An 18,445-nucleotide genomic window follows, 5' to 3' on the forward strand; every position below is an offset into this window, starting at 1 on the left:
GACCGAGATGGCATTCAACCCGGAATTTCGTCCCATCCTGGCCGCGCTGATGCGCAACAAGACCGGCCCCGTCCTCGTGGCCGTGCAGGTTGCACTGAGCCTCGCGATCCTGGCCAACGCGCTGCATATCGTCAACGTGCGCCAGGCCGTCATGGACCGGCCGTCGGGCGTGGAGCGCGAGGCCGACATCTTCCACTTGCAGGTCAGCGAACTCAATTCCGCAAGCACCTTCAACGACATGGTGGCGCAACAGGTCCGCCAGGCCGCGCTCCTGCGCGCCGTGCCGGGCGTGGAATCGGTGGCGCAGACCAACCAGGTTCCGCTGTCCAATTCGGGCAACAATACGGGCATGGCCGCGAGCCGCGACCAGGTGAAGGTGTCGACGGGAACCGCGTACTACGTGTCACCCGATTCGCTGGTCAAGACATGGGGCCTGAAACTCGTGGAAGGCCGCGACTTCCAGCCCACGGAGGTGGTGAACCTGGACATGACGAAGGACGCCTATGAAACCAGCGTGATCATCATCACCCGGGCGCTGGCGAAAAAAGTGTGGCCCGACTCGGCCAGTTATGTCGGCAAGCAGGTGTACTTCGGCACCGGCAGCGATGCCACGGCGGCCCGCGTGGTCGGCGTGGTCGAGCGTCTGCAATCGACCGGCGCCGAGGTGGGCGAACGGGGCGAGATGTCGATCATCCAGCCGATTCGCCGCATCACGTCGCCGCGCGCCATGTACACGGTGCGCGCCGAACCGGGCCAGCGCGACCGCGTGATGAAGGAAACGGAAGCGGTCCTGCGCAAGGATGCCAACAACCAGATCGTGGTACGTGCGAAAACGTTCGATGAGGATCGCAGGAACCGCTATCGCGCAGACCGCGGCCTGGCCTGGATGCTGGTCGCCGTCAGCGTGCTGCTGATGCTGGTCACCGCCAGCGGCATCGTCGGCATGGCCAGCCTGTGGGTCACGCAGCGGCGCAAGCAGATCGGCGTGCGCCGTGCACTGGGGGCGCGCCGGGTGGACATCCTGCGCTACTTCATCACCGAGAACGTGATGATCACCAGCGCCGGTGTGGCCGCCGGGCTGCTAGGCGCGCTGGGCCTGAACCACCTGCTGGTGACGAACCTGGAACTGGCACGGCTGCCGGCCAGCTACCTGCTGGCCGGCGCCGCGGCCTTCCTGGCCCTGGGCATCGCCGCCGTGTATGGCCCGGCCTGGCGCGCGGCCAGCATTTCGCCGGCCACCGCCACCCGCGGGGTGGTTTGAGGAAGTGCCGCAATGAAGTACAGCAATGTTATGCTGACGCCACCATGCCGACCGTACTGATCATCGACGACAATGCCGCCATCACAATGGCGCTGGAAGTGCTGTTTTCACTGCACGATATCGCCGCCCTGCGCGCGGCTTCACCCGACGAGGGCCTGGCCCTGCTCGAGCGCAACGCCGCCACGGTCGACCTGGTCATCCAGGACATGAACTTCAGTGCCGACACCACGTCCGGCGAGGAAGGTGTGGCGCTGTTCCGGGCGATCCGCAAGCGCCACCCCGACCTGCCGGTCATCCTGCTCACGGCATGGACGCACCTGGATGCGGCGGTGGACCTGATCAAGGCCGGCGCCGCCGATTACCTGGCCAAGCCCTGGAACGACGGGCGGCTGGTGGCCACCGTCAAGAACCTGCTGGAGCTGGGCCAGGCCAACCGCGCGCTGCGCCAGCGGCTGCAGGGCGAGCTGCGCCAGCGGCGCGAACTGGAGCAATACGACCTGCGCGGCATCGTCTGGCAAGATCCGGCCACCGAACGCGTGCTGCACCTGGCCTGCCAGGTGGCGCGGGCCGACGTGCCGGTGCTGGTCAGCGGTCCGAACGGCACCGGCAAGGAACGCATCGCCGAGATCATCCAGGCCAACTCGCCGGTGGCGGACGGCCCGTTCGTGGTGCTCAATTGCGGCGCGCTGCCGGCGGAACTGATCGAGGCGGAACTGTTCGGCGCCGATGCCGGTGCCTACACCGGCGCGTCGAAAGCCCGCGAAGGCAAGTTCGAGGCGGCCGATGGCGGCACCCTGTTCCTCGACGAAATCGGCAACCTGCCGCTGGCCGGCCAGATGAAACTGCTGCGGGTGCTGGAGACGGGCCGCTTCGAGCGCCTGGGCTCGAACCGCGAGCGGAAGGTGGCGGTGCGCGTGGTCAGCGCCACGAATGCCGACCTGCCGGCCATGATCCGCGCCGGCACCTTTCGCGAAGACCTGTATTACCGCCTGAATGTGATCGAACTGAAATTGCCGGCGCTGGCCGCACGGCCGGGCGACATCCTGCCGCTGGCGCGCCACTTCCTCGGCACCGGCAAGTCGCTGCGCCCGGATGCCGAAGCGGCGCTGCTGGCGCATGCCTGGCCCGGCAATGTGCGCGAGCTGAAGAACGTGATGGCGCGTGCCCGGCTGCTGTCCGCCGGGCCGGAGGTGGGCGCCGCCGACCTGGGGCTGCCCGCGGCGACCGCTCCCGCCGGCGCGCCGGACGTTGAACCGGACCGCGACGCGATCAGTTCCGCGCTGGCGCGCGCCAACGGCATCGTGGCGCAGGCGGCCGCGGAACTGGGCCTGTCGCGCCAGGCGCTGTACCGCCGCATGGAGCGGCTCGGCATCGCGCGGCCCTGATGGCGCATCCGCCGGGCGGCAACCCTGCCGGCAAGGATGGCCGCGCAGCCATCGATACCGGAACACGCCCGAAAGCCATCCGGCTTTCGCTTCTTACGCGCTGGTCGGCGCTGGTCGGCACCCTGCTCACCGTCGGCATCCTGATCGCGCTGGCGCTCGACCATTATTTTCCCGACCGGCCCTGGCTCGTCCTGTCGGTGTGCCTGCTGTGCGTGGTGCCGCTGTCGGTGATCACGATCCGCTCGCAGCTCAAGCCGATCATCTCGCTGTACCGGGCACTGGCCGGCACCGTCACGAGCTACCGCGACGGCGACTTCTCCTTCAGCCTGCACTGGCCCCAGGGCGACGAGCTGCGCGAACTGGTGGACGCCCATAACGCGCTGGGCGAAGTGTTGCGCGAACAGCGCCTCAACCTCGTGCAGCGCGAACTGCTGCTGGACACCATGGTGCAGAACACGCCGGTGGCGATGCTGCTGGTGGCCGATGCGGGCGCGATCGTGTACGCCAACGTGGCGGCGCGGCACATGCTGCACGGCGGGCGCAAGCTCGAAGGACACCGGCTGGACGCGCTGCTGGAACGTTCCGCCGTGCCGCTGCGCGAAGCGGTCGCCCGTGGCGGCGATGGCCTGTTCACGACCGGCGAGGGCGACAGCGAGGAAGTGTTCCACCTGGCGCGCCGCCGCTTCAACCTGAACGGCCGGCGCCACGAATTGCTGCTGCTGCGCCAGCTCACGCTGGAGTTGCGGCGCCAGGAAGTGCAGACATGGAAGAAAGTGATCCGCGTGATCAGCCATGAACTGAACAATTCGCTGGCCCCGCTGGCGTCGCTCGCCCATTCCGGCGCGGAACTGGTGCGCCGTGGGCAGACCGAACGCCTGCCGCAGATCCTTGCCACGATCGAGGAACGCACCCGCCACCTGGAAGGCTTCATCCTCGGCTATGCGCGCTTCGCCAAGCTGCCGGCGCCGCGCCGCCAGCCGCACCCATGGCCCGGCTTCGTGGCCCGCCTGGCCGAACAGGTTCCGTTCCGGGTGGTGGGCACGCTGCCGGCCGAAGCGGCGGCCTTCGATGCCGCCCAGCTGGAGCAGGCGCTGCTGAACCTGCTGAAGAACGCCCATGAATCGGGTTCGCCGCCGGAGGCCGTCGCGCTGGACATCCGCCACGTGCAGGACACCGTGCGCATCGAAGTGCGGGATCGGGGGCCGGGCATGAGCGATACGGTGCTGGCGAACGCACTGGTGCCCTTCTATTCCACCAAGCGCAGCGGCACCGGCCTGGGTCTGGCGCTGGCGCGCGAGATCGCCGAGGCACATGGCGGCCGGATCACGCTGGCGAACCGCGACGGTGGCGGCCTGGCCGTGACACTGCTGTTGCCGGCCAGCCTGCCGGACGCCGCCTGAGGCAGGCGGTAGCTGAGGGTCACGGAGCGAGTCACTGAGGGAGTCACTGAGGGGACAACCGAAGGTGCCACCCGGGAATCGTGTCCGGCAGGCATGATGTCGCGCAATTTGACGCATTGAACTTGCGCAAAAGTCAACAAGAAAGGCCTCGCAACTGAACCCGGCAGTTCTAATGTGTCCCTACGCGGCCCGCGTCGGGCCGCACTTCAACCGGGGAATCATCATGAAATGTCACTCGTTTTTACCGGGCGCGGCACTGGCAGCCGCGCTGGCCTTCGCGGGGGCGGCGCAGGCCGACAACTCCGTCACCAATGTCAACCTGGGCGGCGCCGCCGATGGCACGCTGTCGGCGCACTTCGGCGTCACGCACATCGAGACGGGCGCCTTCATCGACACGTTCAACTTCTCGCCCTCGGACGGCAGCTGGTTCGTCGACTCGAGCGTGGTCACGATCGGCTTCCAGCCGTTCTCAAACATCAACTTCGACAGGGCGGAGATTAACGGCAATGACATGACGCTGACGGACGACGGCGTCTTCGAATACGGCTGGCTGATCAATACGCCGATCATGGGCCCGCTGGTGCTGACGGTGTATGGCACCGTGGAAGGCGCGATGGGGGGCGCTTCGGCCAGCTATGCGGGGACGATCAATATCAGTCCGGTTCCGGAGCCGGATACCTATGCAATGCTTTTTGGTGGCTTGGGGATGCTGGCCTGGCTGAGCCGAAGAAAACCATCAGTCGACATTAAAATGTCCAACAAGAATTAAAAGTTTCTCGTTAATAATGTCCTTGTCGAAATATTATTTCCTTGTGATATTTAAACTTGATGATCATCAAGTATTTTTCCAGGAATTAATATTAAACTCCGGAATTATATATTTCCAAATGAAATCTTTTTAATCTAAAACCTGTTATAAATCAGCAACTTACGTTAATTTACCAAAAGACGCCGCGGCGTCTTTTTTTTGTACCTATTTGTAACGGCTTCAATAAATTATTGACAACACCTTAAAGCTGGCTTAACTTGTCGACTCCTTATAGTTAATAACTCTTCGACGAGGTAAAGCATGAAATTGAAATCTCTCGTACTGGCAGCCGCACTGCTGCCCGCCTTCGGCTCCGCATTCGCCGATGACATCACCGTCGACCTGATCGGCGGCCCGAACGTCTACTCGGCACTCGTGGGCAACACCCACACCGAGGGCGCCTTCAGCGACACGTTCACCTTCACCGGCTTCGACGGTGTGGGCACGGTCTTCGCTGGCCTGATCAACAACGCCAGCGCCTGGAGCGATGTAACGTTCACCGACGTAACGCTGAACGGCGTGGACGTTGCAACGGCCGACCTGGGTTCCCTGTCGATCGCTGCCATCCTGGGTCAGGATGTGTCCGGCCCGCTGACGCTGGTCGTGAACGGCACCGTCACCGGCGACGTGGCCAGCTACGGCGGCAACTTCACCGTGACGGCAGTTCCGGAACCTGCAACCTACGGCATGCTGGCCGGCGGCCTGGGCGTGCTGGCCTTCGCAGCACGTCGTCGCAAACAGCAGTAATCAACTCGAGCAGTACGCTCCCAAAAAAGGCGCTTCGGCGCCTTTTTTTCATGGCTGGTAAACTTCCGGGATGCAAAAGACCCGTTTCGACCAGCCCGGCCACCCTCCCGCCACCATCACCGAATTCGAAGGCGTACGCTCGCTCCACCTCGGCACGTCGTGGGTGCAGGGCGCAATGCGGCTGTCGAAGCCCGACGCCATCGAGCTCGAGTACGTGCAGATGATGATGATGTGGATGCTGTTCCTGCAGCAGCCCCGCCACATTGCCCAGCTCGGCCTGGGCAGCGCCGCGCTGACGAAGTTCTGCCACGGGCGCTTCCCCGGCGCCCGCGTATCGGTCGCCGAACTCAATCCCAACGTGATCGCGGTGTGCGAGGCGATGTTCGGCCTGCCGCCCAACGATGAACGGTTGAACGTACGCCAGATGGATGCCCTCGATTTCGTCCACGACCCGGCCAACCGCGGCGCCATCGACGTGCTGCAGGTCGACCTGTACGACGAGGAAGCGCGCGGCCCGGTGCTGGACTCGCCCGAGTTCTACCAGGCGTGCAGCGACTGCCTGACGGAACACGGCATCATGACGGCCAACGTGTTCGGCGAATTCGACAACTACGAGCGCAACCTGCAGCACATGGAACTGGCCTTCGATGCCGTGGTGTGGCTGCCCGAAGTGCACGATGCGAACATCGTCGCGATCGCGTTCAAGACCGCCCCGGTGCTGGACTTTTCCGTACTGTACGAACGTGCGGCAGCCATCCGGAAGACCTACAACCTGCCCGCCAGGAAGTGGGTCGATGGCCTGAAGGAATGGATGCTGGACCAGGGCTAGCCCTCCGGTCAGGCATCGCCCCGCTTTCCTGGCGGTAGCGCGGAAACCGATCGATCCGGCGCTGGCGCCGGCAGCCAGGTGCGGCTTCCAGCCGGGGCCGGACAGCGTGATCGCCCGCGCGGCGGCCCGCATGTACTTCCCACTCCACAGTGGCGTGGCGGTGCCCTGCACGGCCACCGGCAGCGGCCACTTCACCGCTTCACGCTTGAACCCCCTCACGCTTGACTGTCGTAAAAATGTCGCGCCCGGCCGAGAAATTGCCGGGTCCGGCAGATGGAGGGGCAACAGGGTAAGCGACTTCGTCATATAAATCACGCAATATTTTCAGCACGTTCATTCGGCGCAACAGGGCGTTACTACTTTATTACCGGGCCGGGTAGACTCAGCGCGGGACACCCCCATGCATGCTTCGCCCCCATCCAACCAAGAGACGATAAAAGACACATGAAGCAGAACACTTTCCGCCGTACCGTGCTCGCCAGCGCCGCCCTGTTGCTGGCCGCGCACGCTTCCGCGCAGACCGCCGCCGATGCCCAGCCATCCGGCACCGCAGCGGTGCAACAAGCCGAACAGCCGACCGAACAGGCAACCGTGGTCGTGCTGGGTTCGCGTTCCGCCGCCCGCACCGCGCTCGACACCGCCGCGCCGGTGGGCCTGATCAACGTGAAGGACATGCAGACCGCCGGCCCGCTGGAACTGGGCAAGCTGCTGCAATCGCTCGACCCGTCGTTCAACTTCTCGTCCACCTTCATCAGCGACGGCACCGACATCATCCGCCCCGCCACGCTCCGCTCGCTGGGCCCGGACCAGCTGCTGGTGCTGGTGAACGGCAAGCGCCGCCACCAGCAGGCGCTGGTCAACGTGCAACAGACCGTGGGCCGCGGCTCGGCCGGTACCGACATCAATGCGATCCCGCTGTCGGCCATCCACCACATCGAAGTGCTGCGCGACGGCGCCGCCGCGCAATACGGTTCCGACGCGATCGCCGGCGTGATCAACATCGTGCTGAAGTCGAACGTGAACGAAACCCAGGTGTCCGGCCAGGTGGGCACCACGTCCGAAGGCGACGGCGACATGATTTCCGGCAGCGTGAACCGCGGCTGGGCGCTGGGCAGCGATGGCGGCTACATCAACGTTTCCGTGGAAGGCCGCCGCCGCAACGAAACCAACCGCGCCGGCCTCGATACCGCGCGCACCGATCCGCCCCGCGTCACGCAGCGCATCGGCGACAGCGACGCGAAGGACGCTTACCTGTGGGCCAACGCGGCCCTGCCGGCCGGCCGCGGCGGCGAGTTCTATGCATTCGGCGGCGCCTCGAAACGCAAGGGCGATTCGTCCGGCTTCTTCCGCTCGGCGGGCGACGACCGCACTGTCACGGCCGTGTACCCGGAAGGCTACCTGCCGAACATCCGCACCACCGTCAAGGATGCCTCGCTGGCCGTCGGCTACCGGCTCGACCTGCCCAATGAATGGAAGGCCGACGTCTCCGTCAACCATGGCCGCAGCGAACTGGCGTTCCATGAAAAGAACACGATCAATGTCAGCTACTGGTACGAGCCGCGCCCCAACGGCGGCGGCATCTATGGCGAATCGCCGCTGGAAGCCGATACCGGCAAGCTGAAGTTCAACCAGACCACGTTCAACGCCGACCTGAAAGGCCCGGTCGCCAAGGGCGTGTTCTTCGCCACCGGCTTCGAATGGCGGCGCGACGGCTACGAGATCGTGGCCGGCGATCCGGTGTCGTACCAGTATGGCCGCACCAACAACCCGGCGATCCAGATCCTCACGCCGGCCGGCACGGTGGCCGCATCGGGCACCCAGGGCTTCCCGGGCTACACGCCGTCGACCGAGGTGGACGAAGGCCGCCACAACATCGCGCTGTATGGCGACGTGGAATGGCGCGCGCTCGACACGCTGATGCTGACGGGCGCGGTGCGCTACGAGAAATACTCGGACTTCGGCAGCACTACCACCGGCAAGGTCACCGCGCGCTGGGATCCGTCGAAACAGGTGGGCGTGCGCGGCAGCTTCTCGTCCGGCTTCCGCGCCCCGGGCGTGCAGCAAGCGTTCTACAGCTCCGTGTCGACCAACCTGAACGCCGCCGGCGTGCTGACCGAGACGCTGACCGCGCGCCAGGACAGCCCAGTCACGCGGGCACTGGGGATCGCGCCGCTGAAGGAGGAAACCTCGCGCAACGCCAGCATGGGCATCGTGCTGCGTCCGCTGCCGAACTTCTCGCTGACGACCGACGTGTACCAGATCAAGATCAAGGACCGCATCGTGTTCTCCAGCACGATCTCGCCGGAAGCGGGCGGCGGCCCGATCGCCAACGTGCTGGTGCCGCTGAAGGTGGGCCAGGCGCAGTTCTTCACCAATGCCGTCGACACCAAGACGCGCGGCATCGACATCGTGGCCGAACATACGTCGCGCTGGCCGGGCTCCACGCTGGTGCTGTCCGGCCAGCTGGGCTTCAACAAGACCGAAGTCACCGGCCGCCACTCCACCTCGTCGATCCTGACCGGCGAACAGCTGTTCGACGCATCGCAGGTCACGCTGATCGAGCATGGCCAGCCGCGCAAGCACCACGTGCTGTCGGCCGACTACACGATGGGCAAGTGGAACGGCAACGTGCGCGCCAACTACTACGGCGAGGTGCAGGGCCAGGGCTTCACGCCGGGCTTCATCCAGACCTGGGAAGGCAAGTGGATCGCCGACATGACGCTGCGCTACAACTTCACGAAGAAGCTCGGCCTGCAACTGGGCGTGAACAACGTGTTCGACACCTACCCGACCGAGTGGGACAAGACGCGCGCTGCACCGTTCCCGCAACTGGGCTTCACGCACTGCTGGGAAACCTGCCCGTTCGGCATCAACGGCCGCAGCATGTACGTGCGCGCCGACTACGCGTTCTGACGCGCGTCCCGGTGTAATTTCGGGCGCACTTCCGGCCGGCCCTGCGCCGGCCGGAAGCGCTCCGCCTCATAGGCGGCCAGGTGGATCACGGCCGCCAGCCGCTTCACCAATCCTTCCATCGCTTCCGCGGGTACCTGGGCATAGCCCAGCATCAGTCCATTCCAGGGGACCTGGCCAGCCGCGGCTTCCTGCACCGCGTGGGCCGACAGCGCATTCACGACGATGCCCTCCTCGCGAGCCCTGGCGCGGATCGCTTCATCCGGCAGCCAGTCCGGCAAGCGCAGCGACAGGTGCATGCCGGCCGAGGCGCCATGCACGGTGGCGATGCGGCCCAGGTGTTTTTCCAGGGCGGCGACCAGCGCATCGCGCCGTTCGCGGTACAGCCGCCGCATGCGCCGCAAATGCAGCAGGAACTGCCCGCTGGTGACGAATTCCGCCAGCGCCAGCTGCTCGGCCACCCGCCCCGCCGCCGATGACTGGGCGCGCAGCAGCGCCAGTTGCGGCGCCAGGCCGGGCGGCACCACCAGGTAGCCGATGCGCAGGCCGGGGAACATGGTCTTGCTGAACGTGCCGCAGTACAGCACCGGCGCATCCGGCGCCAGCCCCTGCATTGCCGCCAGCGGCGGGCCGTCGTGGCGGAACTCGCTGTCGTAGTCGTCCTCGATGATCAGCGCGCCGCTCCGGCGGGCGCCGTCGATCAGCGCCAGCCGCCGGGCCAGCGACAGCACGGTGCCTACCGGGTACTGGTGCGACGGCGTGGTGTAGACCAGCCTTGGCCGGCGCGCCTGCCAGTCCTGCGCCGAAGGCGCCATGCCCTCCTCGTCCACCGCGATGCCTTCCACCGCCAGGCCGGCGTGGCGGAATGCCGCCAGCGCGCCGCCGTAGCCGGGGTTTTCATGCCATACCGTGTCGCCTTCGTCGGCGCAGGCACGGGCGCACAGGTCCAGCGTGCTCTGGCTGCCATCGGTGATGAATACCTGCCCGGCTTCGCACACCACGCCCCGCGACGCCCGCAGGTAATCCGCGATCGCGGTCCGCAACGGCCAGGCGCCGGCCGGGTCGCCGTAGTTCAGCTGCGCCGGATCGAGTCCGCGCCAGGCCCGGTCGAGCAGCCGGCGCCACAGCGCCAGCGGAAACGCCTGCAGGTCCGGCACGCCCGGCACGAAGGCCTGGGCGTCGCTGGCGCCATTCGACAGCGGGCGCAGGTTCAGGGCGCGGCGCGACAGGCCGGCCTGCGCCGCCGGCAGCCGGCCACGCCGCTGCGTTGCCGCATCGGCTGCCGGTTCGGGCACGAAGCGGGCCACCACGGTGCCGCGGCGGTCCGGCACCACGAAACCTTCGCTGGCCAGCTGTTCATAGGCGTACAGCACAGTGTTGCGGGCCACGCCCAGCTCGGCCGCCAGGGCACGCGTGGCCACCAGCCGCGTGCCGGCCGCCAGCGTGCCGGCACGGATCGCATGGCGCAGGCATTCATGCAGCAGCCGCTGGCGCGGCCAGCTGCGGTGCCCATGGTCGCGCGCGAAGTTCGACAACAGCAGTGCGTAATCCATCGTGGTTCCATTCGGTTGGCCGCCCCTGGACCTGTTCCGGGAGCCAGCAGCGCCATTATAGTGCGCCCTCAACCCACCGAATGGAGACCATGAATACTTCCCCTTCCGCCGCCGAATCTGCAGCAGAACCTGCAGCCCAACCCACTGCCCCGTCGGCCCCGTCGGCCCGCACGCAGGTCAAGCGTTCCGCCAACCGCGCCAGCCACGATCCGGCGGTGCTGCATGCGATCATCGACGCCGCCTGGATCTGCCACGTGGCGTTCCGCGACGACCATGGCGTTCACTGCATCCCCACGGCATGCTGGCGCATCGGCGAGCACCTGTACATCCACGGCTCGAATGGCAGCCGCATGGTGAAACGCCTGCTGGACGACGAATGCTGCGTGACGATCACGCATGTCGATGGCCTCGTGATGGCGCGCTCCGCGTTCAACCACTCGATGAACTACCGCAGCGCCGTGATCTACGGCCGCTTCGAGAAGGTCGAGGAAAGCGGCGAAGTGGACAAGCGCGATGCGCTGGAGGCATTCATGGAACACCTGGCGCCTGGCCGGCAGGCCGAGATCCGGCCCGGCAACGACAACGAATACGCCGCCACCACGGTGCTGCGCATCGCGCTGGCCGAGGCGGCATGCAAGGTTCGCAGCGGACCGCCGGAAGACGACCCGGAAGACATGGACGTGCGCGCCTGGGCCGGCGTGCTGCCGCTGCGCGAGGTACGCGGCGCACCGGTGCCCGATGCCGCCTGCACCATCGCGGCGCCCTATTACGTGCGGCACTGGCAGGAGTAGGCGGCACCTCTCGGCGATCTCCCGTCGCGCCTCGCCTCATTTGGCTTGACCGGCTTGTCTTTATTGCACATCATCGCCCGGTCGCGGCCAATTTCGCGCCGCGCATATGTTCATAAGGAGATCGCATGAAACGAATCCTCGCCGCCGCCATCCTGGCAGCGACCTGCAGCACGCCGGCGCTGGCCGACGATGCGCTGAAGGCTGCCATCAACGGCAGCCAGCGCAGCCCGGACAACGTGAAACGGGATACCTACCGCCACCCCTACGAGACGCTGACGTTCTTCGGCATCCGGCCGGACATGACGGTGGTGGAACTGTCGCCCGGTGGCGGCTGGTACACGGAAATCCTGGCGCCCTACCTGCGCGAGCGGGGCAAGCTGGTCGCTGCCGGCGCGACGCCGGATTCGAAGGCGCCCAACGTGGCGCGCGCCGGCGAGCGCTTCAAGCAAAAGCTCGACGCCAATCCGGCCGCCTTCGGCAAGGTGCAGCTGGGCGCGTTCGAACCGGGCAACGGCGTATTCAGCTACGCGCCGAAAGGCAGCGCCGACATGGTGCTCACCTTCCGCAATGTGCATAACTGGACGAACGAAGGCGACGCGCGGCTGAAGGAAGTGTTCAAGAGCGTTCACGACGCACTGAAGCCGGGCGGCGTGTTCGGTGTCGTCGACCACCGCCTGCCGGCATCGAAGCCGCAGGATGCGACGGCGTCGAGCGGCTACGTGCACGAAGCGTACGTTATCCGGCTCGCCGAGGCGGCCGGCTTCAAGCTGATGGCGAAATCCGATGTGAACGCGAACCCGAAGGATACGGCCGACCACAAGGGCGGCGTGTGGGCATTGCCGCCCACGTACGGGAACAAGGATGCGGAACGCGAGAAATATGCGGCGATCGGCGAAAGCGACCGGATGACACTGAAGTTCGTGAAGCAATGATGCTGGCGGGTCGGCAGATCGCTGCCTGACACCCACAGCCGCCGGGCGACGCAGGCCGGCGGCTGCCGCATTTCACCTGCGCTGGAGGCGGCTCATGAAGCTGCAAAACACCACGAAGCCTACCACCATGGAACCGCACACGGCGGCAACCGACAACATCAGCTCATTCATGCGAAGAAACTTTCACTTTATGACAACCGCGTGATTATGCTGCATTTGCACATGAAACAGTCTCACTGAAACTCACTGTTACAACAACAATGTTTGAACGTATGGCAATTACCTTTTATGGCAATTCCGGAATGATTACCCGGCAGTGTGCTAGCTTACTCTTGCGGCAGGGGGCGCGACAATGGCAACTGTTGTAAATTTTTATATAGTTTAAAATAATTTTTCCCGCTCATCCATTCCCAACGGTGCTAGCGCTATCATCAGTTACCGCTATCGCGGTACCGATGATCCTCTCTCTTACCAGGAGTTCCACATGCGCAAAGCACTAGCCGGGCTGATGCTCGCGGCGACCGCACTCACCTCGCACGCCAGCGGTTACTTTACCGAAGATGCCATTCCGTTCGATACGCTCATCGGCAGCAATGCCCAGCACCAGGACTTTTCCGGGCCCTATGTGCGCGACGGTTATTCCTGGAGCTGGGGCGACGTGACCTTCACGTGCAACGCGGTCCAGTGGTGCAATAACGAAAGCTTCGAATTCGGCGGCTACAGCGACCGCTTCAATTTTGTTGAAGGCAACTTCGTTTACTATGCGCCACCAGATAGCGCTACCTTCACTTTCGCCGATCCCATCATCGCCTTCGGCGTCGATGTGTACGGCATCGGCGGCGGGCTGTATTCGCCCGGCGGTTCATTGCAGCCGACGCCGATGATCGTGACCTTCGACGACGGTTCGCATGTCTTCTTTGAAAACCACGTCCACAACTACAACATCTCCGTGCCCGTCTTCGCGGGCATCCTGTTCGACAAGCCGGTGACGTCGATCACGGTATCGGGCGAGTGGGAAAACAATGGCATGTTCTTCACGAACGTGCGCTACGTGGCCGCGCCGGTACCGGAGCCGTCGACGTACGCGATGCTGTTCGGTGGACTAGTCGTGGTGAGCGCGTTTGCGCGGCGGCGCAGCAAAGCGGCGGGCTGACCGGGGACGTGTTGCCAGCACATTGAAAGCGCCTGCATTCACCCCAACAGCGAAGGGCTGGGGTCAGACCCGCCGGGTCTGACCCCGGAATTTGCACTTGGGGTAGGCTTATCAAAGCGCCATGAGGCTCAGCCCCGGTGTTGGGCAACTTTGCTGGGTGAAATTGCCAGACCGTTACTTCGGCTTGCTCCCCTTCACCGGCGTCAGCGCCAGGTCGTGGAAGTCGTAGCTGAAGTCGGTTTCGTCGGAGATGGCCGACATCTTCGCGCGTTCGATCGAGCCATCCGGGTTCAGCGCGAAGGTGATGTAGGCATCGGCGTTGAAGTTGCGTTCCTTCCAGCGCACGATGAACGTGTCGTGCTGGAAGTGCTCCATCTCGCCGACCAGATCCGGCGTGCGCGTGAACTGCATCAGCTGCTTCTTCCCTTCGTGGCGGATGACGACCTTGCCGTACCACGGATCGCTGTACTCGCCATCGTACGAGGCGCGCGGCAGCGAAGGCTTCGAGCCGGCGGCGCGAGCGGCCGTGGCCTTGCCGATCTTTTCCTGGTCCTTGCGCAGGCGCTCCTGTTCCTCGGCGGCGATGACCCCGATCCAGTCGGTCGGTGCGGCGCCCAGGTAATGGTCGAGGATGCGCCATTGCAGCGACGTCATCGAACCGCTATTTTCCGCATTAGTGAAGATCGCGATGCCCAGCCTCTCTTCCGGCACCATCAGCACGCGCGAATAAAAGCCCTGCAGCGCGCCGCCGTGCAGCACCAGCTTCTTGCCGCGGTAGTCGCGGATGTTGAAGCCAAGGCCATAGGCATTGAAGTTGGCGCGCGTGGCGGCCAGCGCTCCCTGCGGTTCGGCGATCTTCATCGGCGTCACCGGTGTCCAGATTTCCTTCGATTGCGTGGCGGAGAACAGCCGCTGGCCGCCCGGCATTTCGCCGCCGGCCAGCAGCGCGTTCATCCATTTCGCGATGTCCTCGGCGCTGGTGTTGATGCCCACCGCGCCCACCGCGTTATCGACCGGCATCGGCTTGACGACCGACTGCCGGCCATTGATCTTGCTGTGCGGCGCCGAGTAGTCGGCCGCCTTCAGCATCGCCGCCACGCTGGTGGTGGTATCGGCCATGCCCAGCGGATCGAGGATCTGCGCCTTCACCGTATCGCCCCAGCTCTTGCCGGATTTCTGCGCGATGATGCGGCCGGCCACGATGTACAGCAGGTTGTCGTACGCGTAGTTGGCGCGGAAGCTGGTGGCCGGCTTCACGTGGCGCAGGTTGTGGATGATCTCGTCGGTGGAGAACGTCGTCGTCGGCCACCACAGCAGGTCGCCGGCGCCCAGGCCCAGGCCGCTGCGATGCGTCAGCAGGTCGCGCACCGTCATTTCCTGCGTCACATAGGCGTCGTGCATGCGGAAGTCCGGCAGGTGCCGGATGACCGGATCGTCCCAATCGAGCTTGCCCTCGTCGACCAGCCGGGCCAGCGCCACCGCGGTGAACGCCTTCGAATTCGAGGCGATCTCGAACAGCGTCTTCGAGGTGACCGGCGCCGGGTCGCCCAGCCTGCGCACGCCGAAGCCCTGGGTGGCGATGACCTTGCCGTCCTTGACGATGGCGATCGCGATGCCCGGCACGTCGAAGGTCTTCAATGCGCGGTTGACGTCGCGCGCCAGGTCGAAGGCCGGTGCCGCGGCAGCGGAAGGCGCGGCGGCGGTATCGAAAGCCAGCGCCGGCGCGCTGACGGTGGCAAACGACGCGCAGGCGCACAGCACCAGCGCGGCAGTGGTTTTCTTCAACAGCATCCTTGCTCCTTGCTTTGCTCGGTTACTTCTTCAGCAGCCGGTCGACCGACTTCTGCGTTTCCGGGTGATACCGGGGGCGCGCCTTGGCAAACACGCTCTTCGCCCAGGCCGCATCCCTGGGGTTCTTCAGCAGCGCGGTGTACAGGGGTACCACGAATTTCTGGCGCCCCACGCTCATCAGGAATGCGTCGAGCTGCTCGCGCACGTCATAGCCGGCATGCACCGACGCCAGGTAGAAGCGGTAGGCGATCTCGTTGTTCTTGCTGGTCTTCAGCGCGAAGGTCTGGTCCAGCTCGCGCAATTGCTGCGCGCTGGCCTTGTTGTCGATGTCGTTCAGGAAGTGCATCCACTCGGGCGCGCTCCAGCTGCGCGCGGTCAGGTCGGCGGTCGCCTGTTCGCCCTTCAGCCATGCGTCGCGCTGGGCATCGACGGCCTTGAAGCGCTGCGAGACCACGCGCTGCGCGGTGGCCGGGATGCCCGCGCCGTACAGCCACTCGTCGAGCTCCGCCTGGCTCATCACGTTGGGATGCTTGTCCAGCAGGTTGGCGCGCAGGTAGGCGAGGAACTGTTCGGTGGTGGCCGACTGGAACGCGTGCTGGTCGAACCAGCCGCGCAGGAACGGGTCGAACACTTCGCGGCCGGCGCGCTGCTCGAGCGTGCGCAGGAACCAGGCGCCCTTCGGATAGGCCAGGCCTTCATCCGTGTAGGTCTCCGGGTTGACGTCCGGGTCGCGCGTCAGCAAGGCCTGCTTCGCCGCCGGAATGTCCTTCAGCGACGCCAGCGCTTCTTCCTGTTCGACTTGCAGGTTCATGTCGGCCACTTCCAGGCCGTACAGGATCTCGATGATGCGGGTCGTCACATAGGTGGTGAAGCCTTCGTTCAGCCACCAGTGCTTCCACGAGGCGTTGGTGACCAGGTTGCCGGACCACGAATGCGCCAGCTCGTGCGCGATCAGGTCGTTCAGGCTGCGGTCGCCGGCGATCATGGTCGGCGTCAGGAACGTCATGCGCGGGTTTTCCATGCCGCCGATCGGGAACGACGGCGGCAGCACGATCATGTCGTAGCGCCCCCACCGGTACGGGCCGTACAGCGATTCGGCGGCGGCGATCATCTTTTCCGTATCGGCCAGCTCGAACGCGGCGGCCTCGATGCGCCCCGGTTCCGCGTAAACGGCCGAGCGCGGGCCGACAGTGCGCACGTCGATCTCGCCGATCGCGATCGCCAGCAGGTACGACGGCACCGGCTGCGGCATGCGGAATTTCCAGCCGCCCGCGCCGGTGGCCTGCGGGTCGTTCTCGGCGCTCATCACCACGCGCATGCCGGCCGGCGCCTCGATGCGGGCGCCATAGGTGAAGCGCACGGCCGGCGTGTCCTGCACCGGGGCCCACGAGCGGGCCTCGATCGCCTGCGACTGGCTGAACATGAACGGGCGCTTGCCGGACAGTGTCTGCATCGGCGTCAGCCACTGCAGGGCGCCGGCGGTGGGCGCGGTGTTGTAGTACACGCGTACCTTCTTCGGCTGGCTGCGCAGCGAGATGCGCAGCGCCTGGCCCTTCTTCGGATCGGGGCGGTCCAGCAGGTACGAGACGGGCACCCAGCGGCCGTCGTCGTTCTGCACCTGCACGCGGGCGATCTTCAGCTGGCGCGTATCAAGCACCAGCGTGCGCACGTTCTTGTCCAGCCAGTTCAGGGTCAGCTCGGCGTACCCGGCCAGCGTCTTGCGGGAAAAATCGGCCTTGAGGTCGAGGTACAGGTCGGTGGTGCGGACCTCGTTGTAGCGGGCGTAGCTGAGTGGATCCTGGGCATGGGCCGCCGTTGCGAGCAGTGCCAGCGCGGCGGATATCGCCAGGCGCAGAGAGGGTTTTCGCATGTGCTTCCTTTGAAAGAGTCGGGCTGGCACCGGGATCGCCGGTGCGGGCGCGGTGCAGAATAGCATATGGGCTTTTTTAACTGCATTGCATTTTATCTGCACGGCATTTCCACCGCCTGCCCGGCCGGTTCTGCTATCATGGCGCCCGTTCTTTGGGGAGTAGCCTCCTGCCGGCCTTGCCGGCAGAACCTGCGTCAACACGATCGGCCCGCAGGCCGTGGCGCAGGTGGCCGGCGTGGATGTTGACACGATGTCGGCAGCGCGCGGGCCTGGCGAGACCAATGATCCACGGGCGGCCGCATTGACCACGGGGCCGGGACCGCCCATGGATCCTTGGTTAACATCCGGCCCCCAGCCACCTATATGGAAGCCTTCCTCGTCTCCACGGGCATCGTCGCCCTCGCCGAAATCGGCGACAAGACCCAGCTGCTCGCCTTCGTGCTCGCCACCCAGTTCCGCCGCCCGCTGCCGATCGTCGGCGGCATCTTCGTCGCCACCATCGTCAACCATTTCTGCGCCGCGGCCGTCGGCACCTGGCTGACCGAGCTGCTGGGGCCCGGTGCGCTGCGCTGGATCCTCGGCCTGGGCTTCATCGCCATGGCCGCGTGGATCATGGTGCCGGACGAGATCGACGAGGACGACGCACCGGCCAGCCGCTACGGCGTGTTCACCGCCACGCTGGTCGCCTTCTTCCTGGCCGAGATGGGCGACAAGACGCAGATCGCCACCGTGGCGCTGGCCGCCCGCTTCGACGCGCTGATTCCCGTCGTCATCGGCACCACGCTGGGCATGATGCTGGCGAACGTACCCGCCGTGTACCTGGGCAAGCGCGCCGCCACCGCCGTCAACCTGAAGGTGGTGCACGGCATCGCCGCCGTGATCTTCGTGGTGCTGGGCGTGGCCACGCTGATGGGCGCCGGTACCGCGGTGGGCCTTTGATGTCCGCATGCTTGCCCCGGAGGCAGGTGCGGGGGTCAGACCCCCGTAAAATGGGGACGTACCCCATTTTTCAAGC

Annotated in this window: 14 protein-coding genes and 1 riboswitch; of the genes, 11 read left to right on the top strand and 3 right to left on the bottom strand. The window is 65.6% G+C overall.

The features are described from left to right. Positions 1-7 precede the first annotated feature (7 nt). From EYF70_RS26900 to EYF70_RS26930, 7 genes are all read left to right on the top strand, one after another. The gene (locus EYF70_RS26900) at positions 8-1,261 is read left to right on the top strand and encodes an ABC transporter permease (RefSeq protein WP_131148109.1); all 1,254 of its coding nucleotides are present in this window, start codon (positions 8-10) and stop codon (positions 1,259-1,261) included. Between the two features lie 44 nt (positions 1,262-1,305). Beyond that, the gene (locus EYF70_RS26905; RefSeq protein WP_131148110.1) at positions 1,306-2,646 is read left to right on the top strand and encodes a sigma-54-dependent transcriptional regulator; all 1,341 of its coding nucleotides are present in this window, start codon (positions 1,306-1,308) and stop codon (positions 2,644-2,646) included. Next, on the top strand, positions 2,646-4,046 hold the full coding sequence (locus tag EYF70_RS26910) for a sensor histidine kinase (RefSeq protein WP_131148111.1): 1,401 nt from the start codon (positions 2,646-2,648) through the stop codon (positions 4,044-4,046). Before EYF70_RS26905 ends, EYF70_RS26910 begins: the two co-directional genes overlap by 1 nt. 172 nt (positions 4,047-4,218) lie before the next feature. Then, positions 4,219-4,815: an FxDxF family PEP-CTERM protein gene (locus tag EYF70_RS26915; protein ID WP_131148112.1), complete on the top strand. Its 597-nt coding sequence runs from the start codon at positions 4,219-4,221 to the stop codon at positions 4,813-4,815. Between the two features lie 300 nt (positions 4,816-5,115). After that, the gene (locus EYF70_RS26920; protein WP_131148113.1) at positions 5,116-5,601 is read left to right on the top strand and encodes an FxDxF family PEP-CTERM protein; all 486 of its coding nucleotides are present in this window, start codon (positions 5,116-5,118) and stop codon (positions 5,599-5,601) included. A gap of 70 nt (positions 5,602-5,671) precedes the next feature. After that, the gene (locus tag EYF70_RS26925) at positions 5,672-6,430 is read left to right on the top strand and encodes a spermine/spermidine synthase domain-containing protein (protein ID WP_131148114.1); all 759 of its coding nucleotides are present in this window, start codon (positions 5,672-5,674) and stop codon (positions 6,428-6,430) included. 444 nt (positions 6,431-6,874) lie between these two features. Continuing rightward, on the top strand, positions 6,875-9,343 hold the full coding sequence (locus EYF70_RS26930) for a TonB-dependent receptor plug domain-containing protein (RefSeq protein WP_131148115.1): 2,469 nt from the start codon (positions 6,875-6,877) through the stop codon (positions 9,341-9,343). Here the strand turns inward: EYF70_RS26930 and pdxR are convergent. Next, positions 9,331-10,893 (bottom strand): MocR-like pyridoxine biosynthesis transcription factor PdxR, encoded by a 1,563-nt coding sequence (gene pdxR / locus EYF70_RS26935; protein WP_131148116.1) that lies wholly within the window; start codon positions 10,891-10,893, stop codon positions 9,331-9,333. The genes EYF70_RS26930 and pdxR overlap by 13 nt on opposite strands. Before the next feature lie 89 nt (positions 10,894-10,982). Between pdxR and EYF70_RS26940 the strand changes: the two genes are divergently transcribed. The 3 genes from EYF70_RS26940 (at position 10,983) to EYF70_RS26950 (ending at position 13,769) form a co-directional block, all read left to right on the top strand. Then, complete coding sequence (locus EYF70_RS26940; protein ID WP_131148117.1) at positions 10,983-11,684, top strand: pyridoxamine 5'-phosphate oxidase family protein; 702 nt, start codon at positions 10,983-10,985, stop codon at positions 11,682-11,684. Between the two features lie 125 nt (positions 11,685-11,809). Beyond that, positions 11,810-12,616, top strand: a complete 807-nt coding sequence (locus EYF70_RS26945) for a class I SAM-dependent methyltransferase (protein ID WP_131148118.1) — start codon at positions 11,810-11,812, stop codon at positions 12,614-12,616. Between the two features lie 484 nt (positions 12,617-13,100). Further along, positions 13,101-13,769, top strand: a complete 669-nt coding sequence (locus tag EYF70_RS26950; protein ID WP_131148119.1) for a PEP-CTERM sorting domain-containing protein — start codon at positions 13,101-13,103, stop codon at positions 13,767-13,769. A 174-nt stretch (positions 13,770-13,943) separates the two neighbouring features. On the opposite strand, the gene EYF70_RS26955 is transcribed toward EYF70_RS26950, so the two are convergent. Together EYF70_RS26955 and EYF70_RS26960 are read right to left on the bottom strand one after the other, a co-directional pair. Continuing rightward, on the bottom strand, positions 13,944-15,560 hold the full coding sequence (locus EYF70_RS26955; RefSeq protein WP_131148120.1) for a serine hydrolase: 1,617 nt from the start codon (positions 15,558-15,560) through the stop codon (positions 13,944-13,946). A gap of 22 nt (positions 15,561-15,582) precedes the next feature. Beyond that, entirely contained in the window at positions 15,583-17,430 is a 1,848-nt protein-coding gene (locus EYF70_RS26960) for a M1 family metallopeptidase (RefSeq protein ID WP_131148121.1), read from the bottom strand. 142 nt (positions 17,431-17,572) lie between these two features. After that, a riboswitch (yybP-ykoY riboswitch) is annotated at positions 17,573-17,701 on the top strand. 92 nt (positions 17,702-17,793) lie between these two features. Here EYF70_RS26960 and EYF70_RS26965 point away from each other — a divergent pair. After that, on the top strand, positions 17,794-18,369 hold the full coding sequence (locus tag EYF70_RS26965; RefSeq protein ID WP_131148122.1) for a TMEM165/GDT1 family protein: 576 nt from the start codon (positions 17,794-17,796) through the stop codon (positions 18,367-18,369). Positions 18,370-18,445 lie beyond the last annotated feature (76 nt).

It is taken from the genome of Pseudoduganella albidiflava, assembly GCF_004322755.1.
Taxonomy (GTDB): Bacteria; Pseudomonadota; Gammaproteobacteria; order Burkholderiales; family Burkholderiaceae_D; genus Rugamonas; species Rugamonas albidiflava.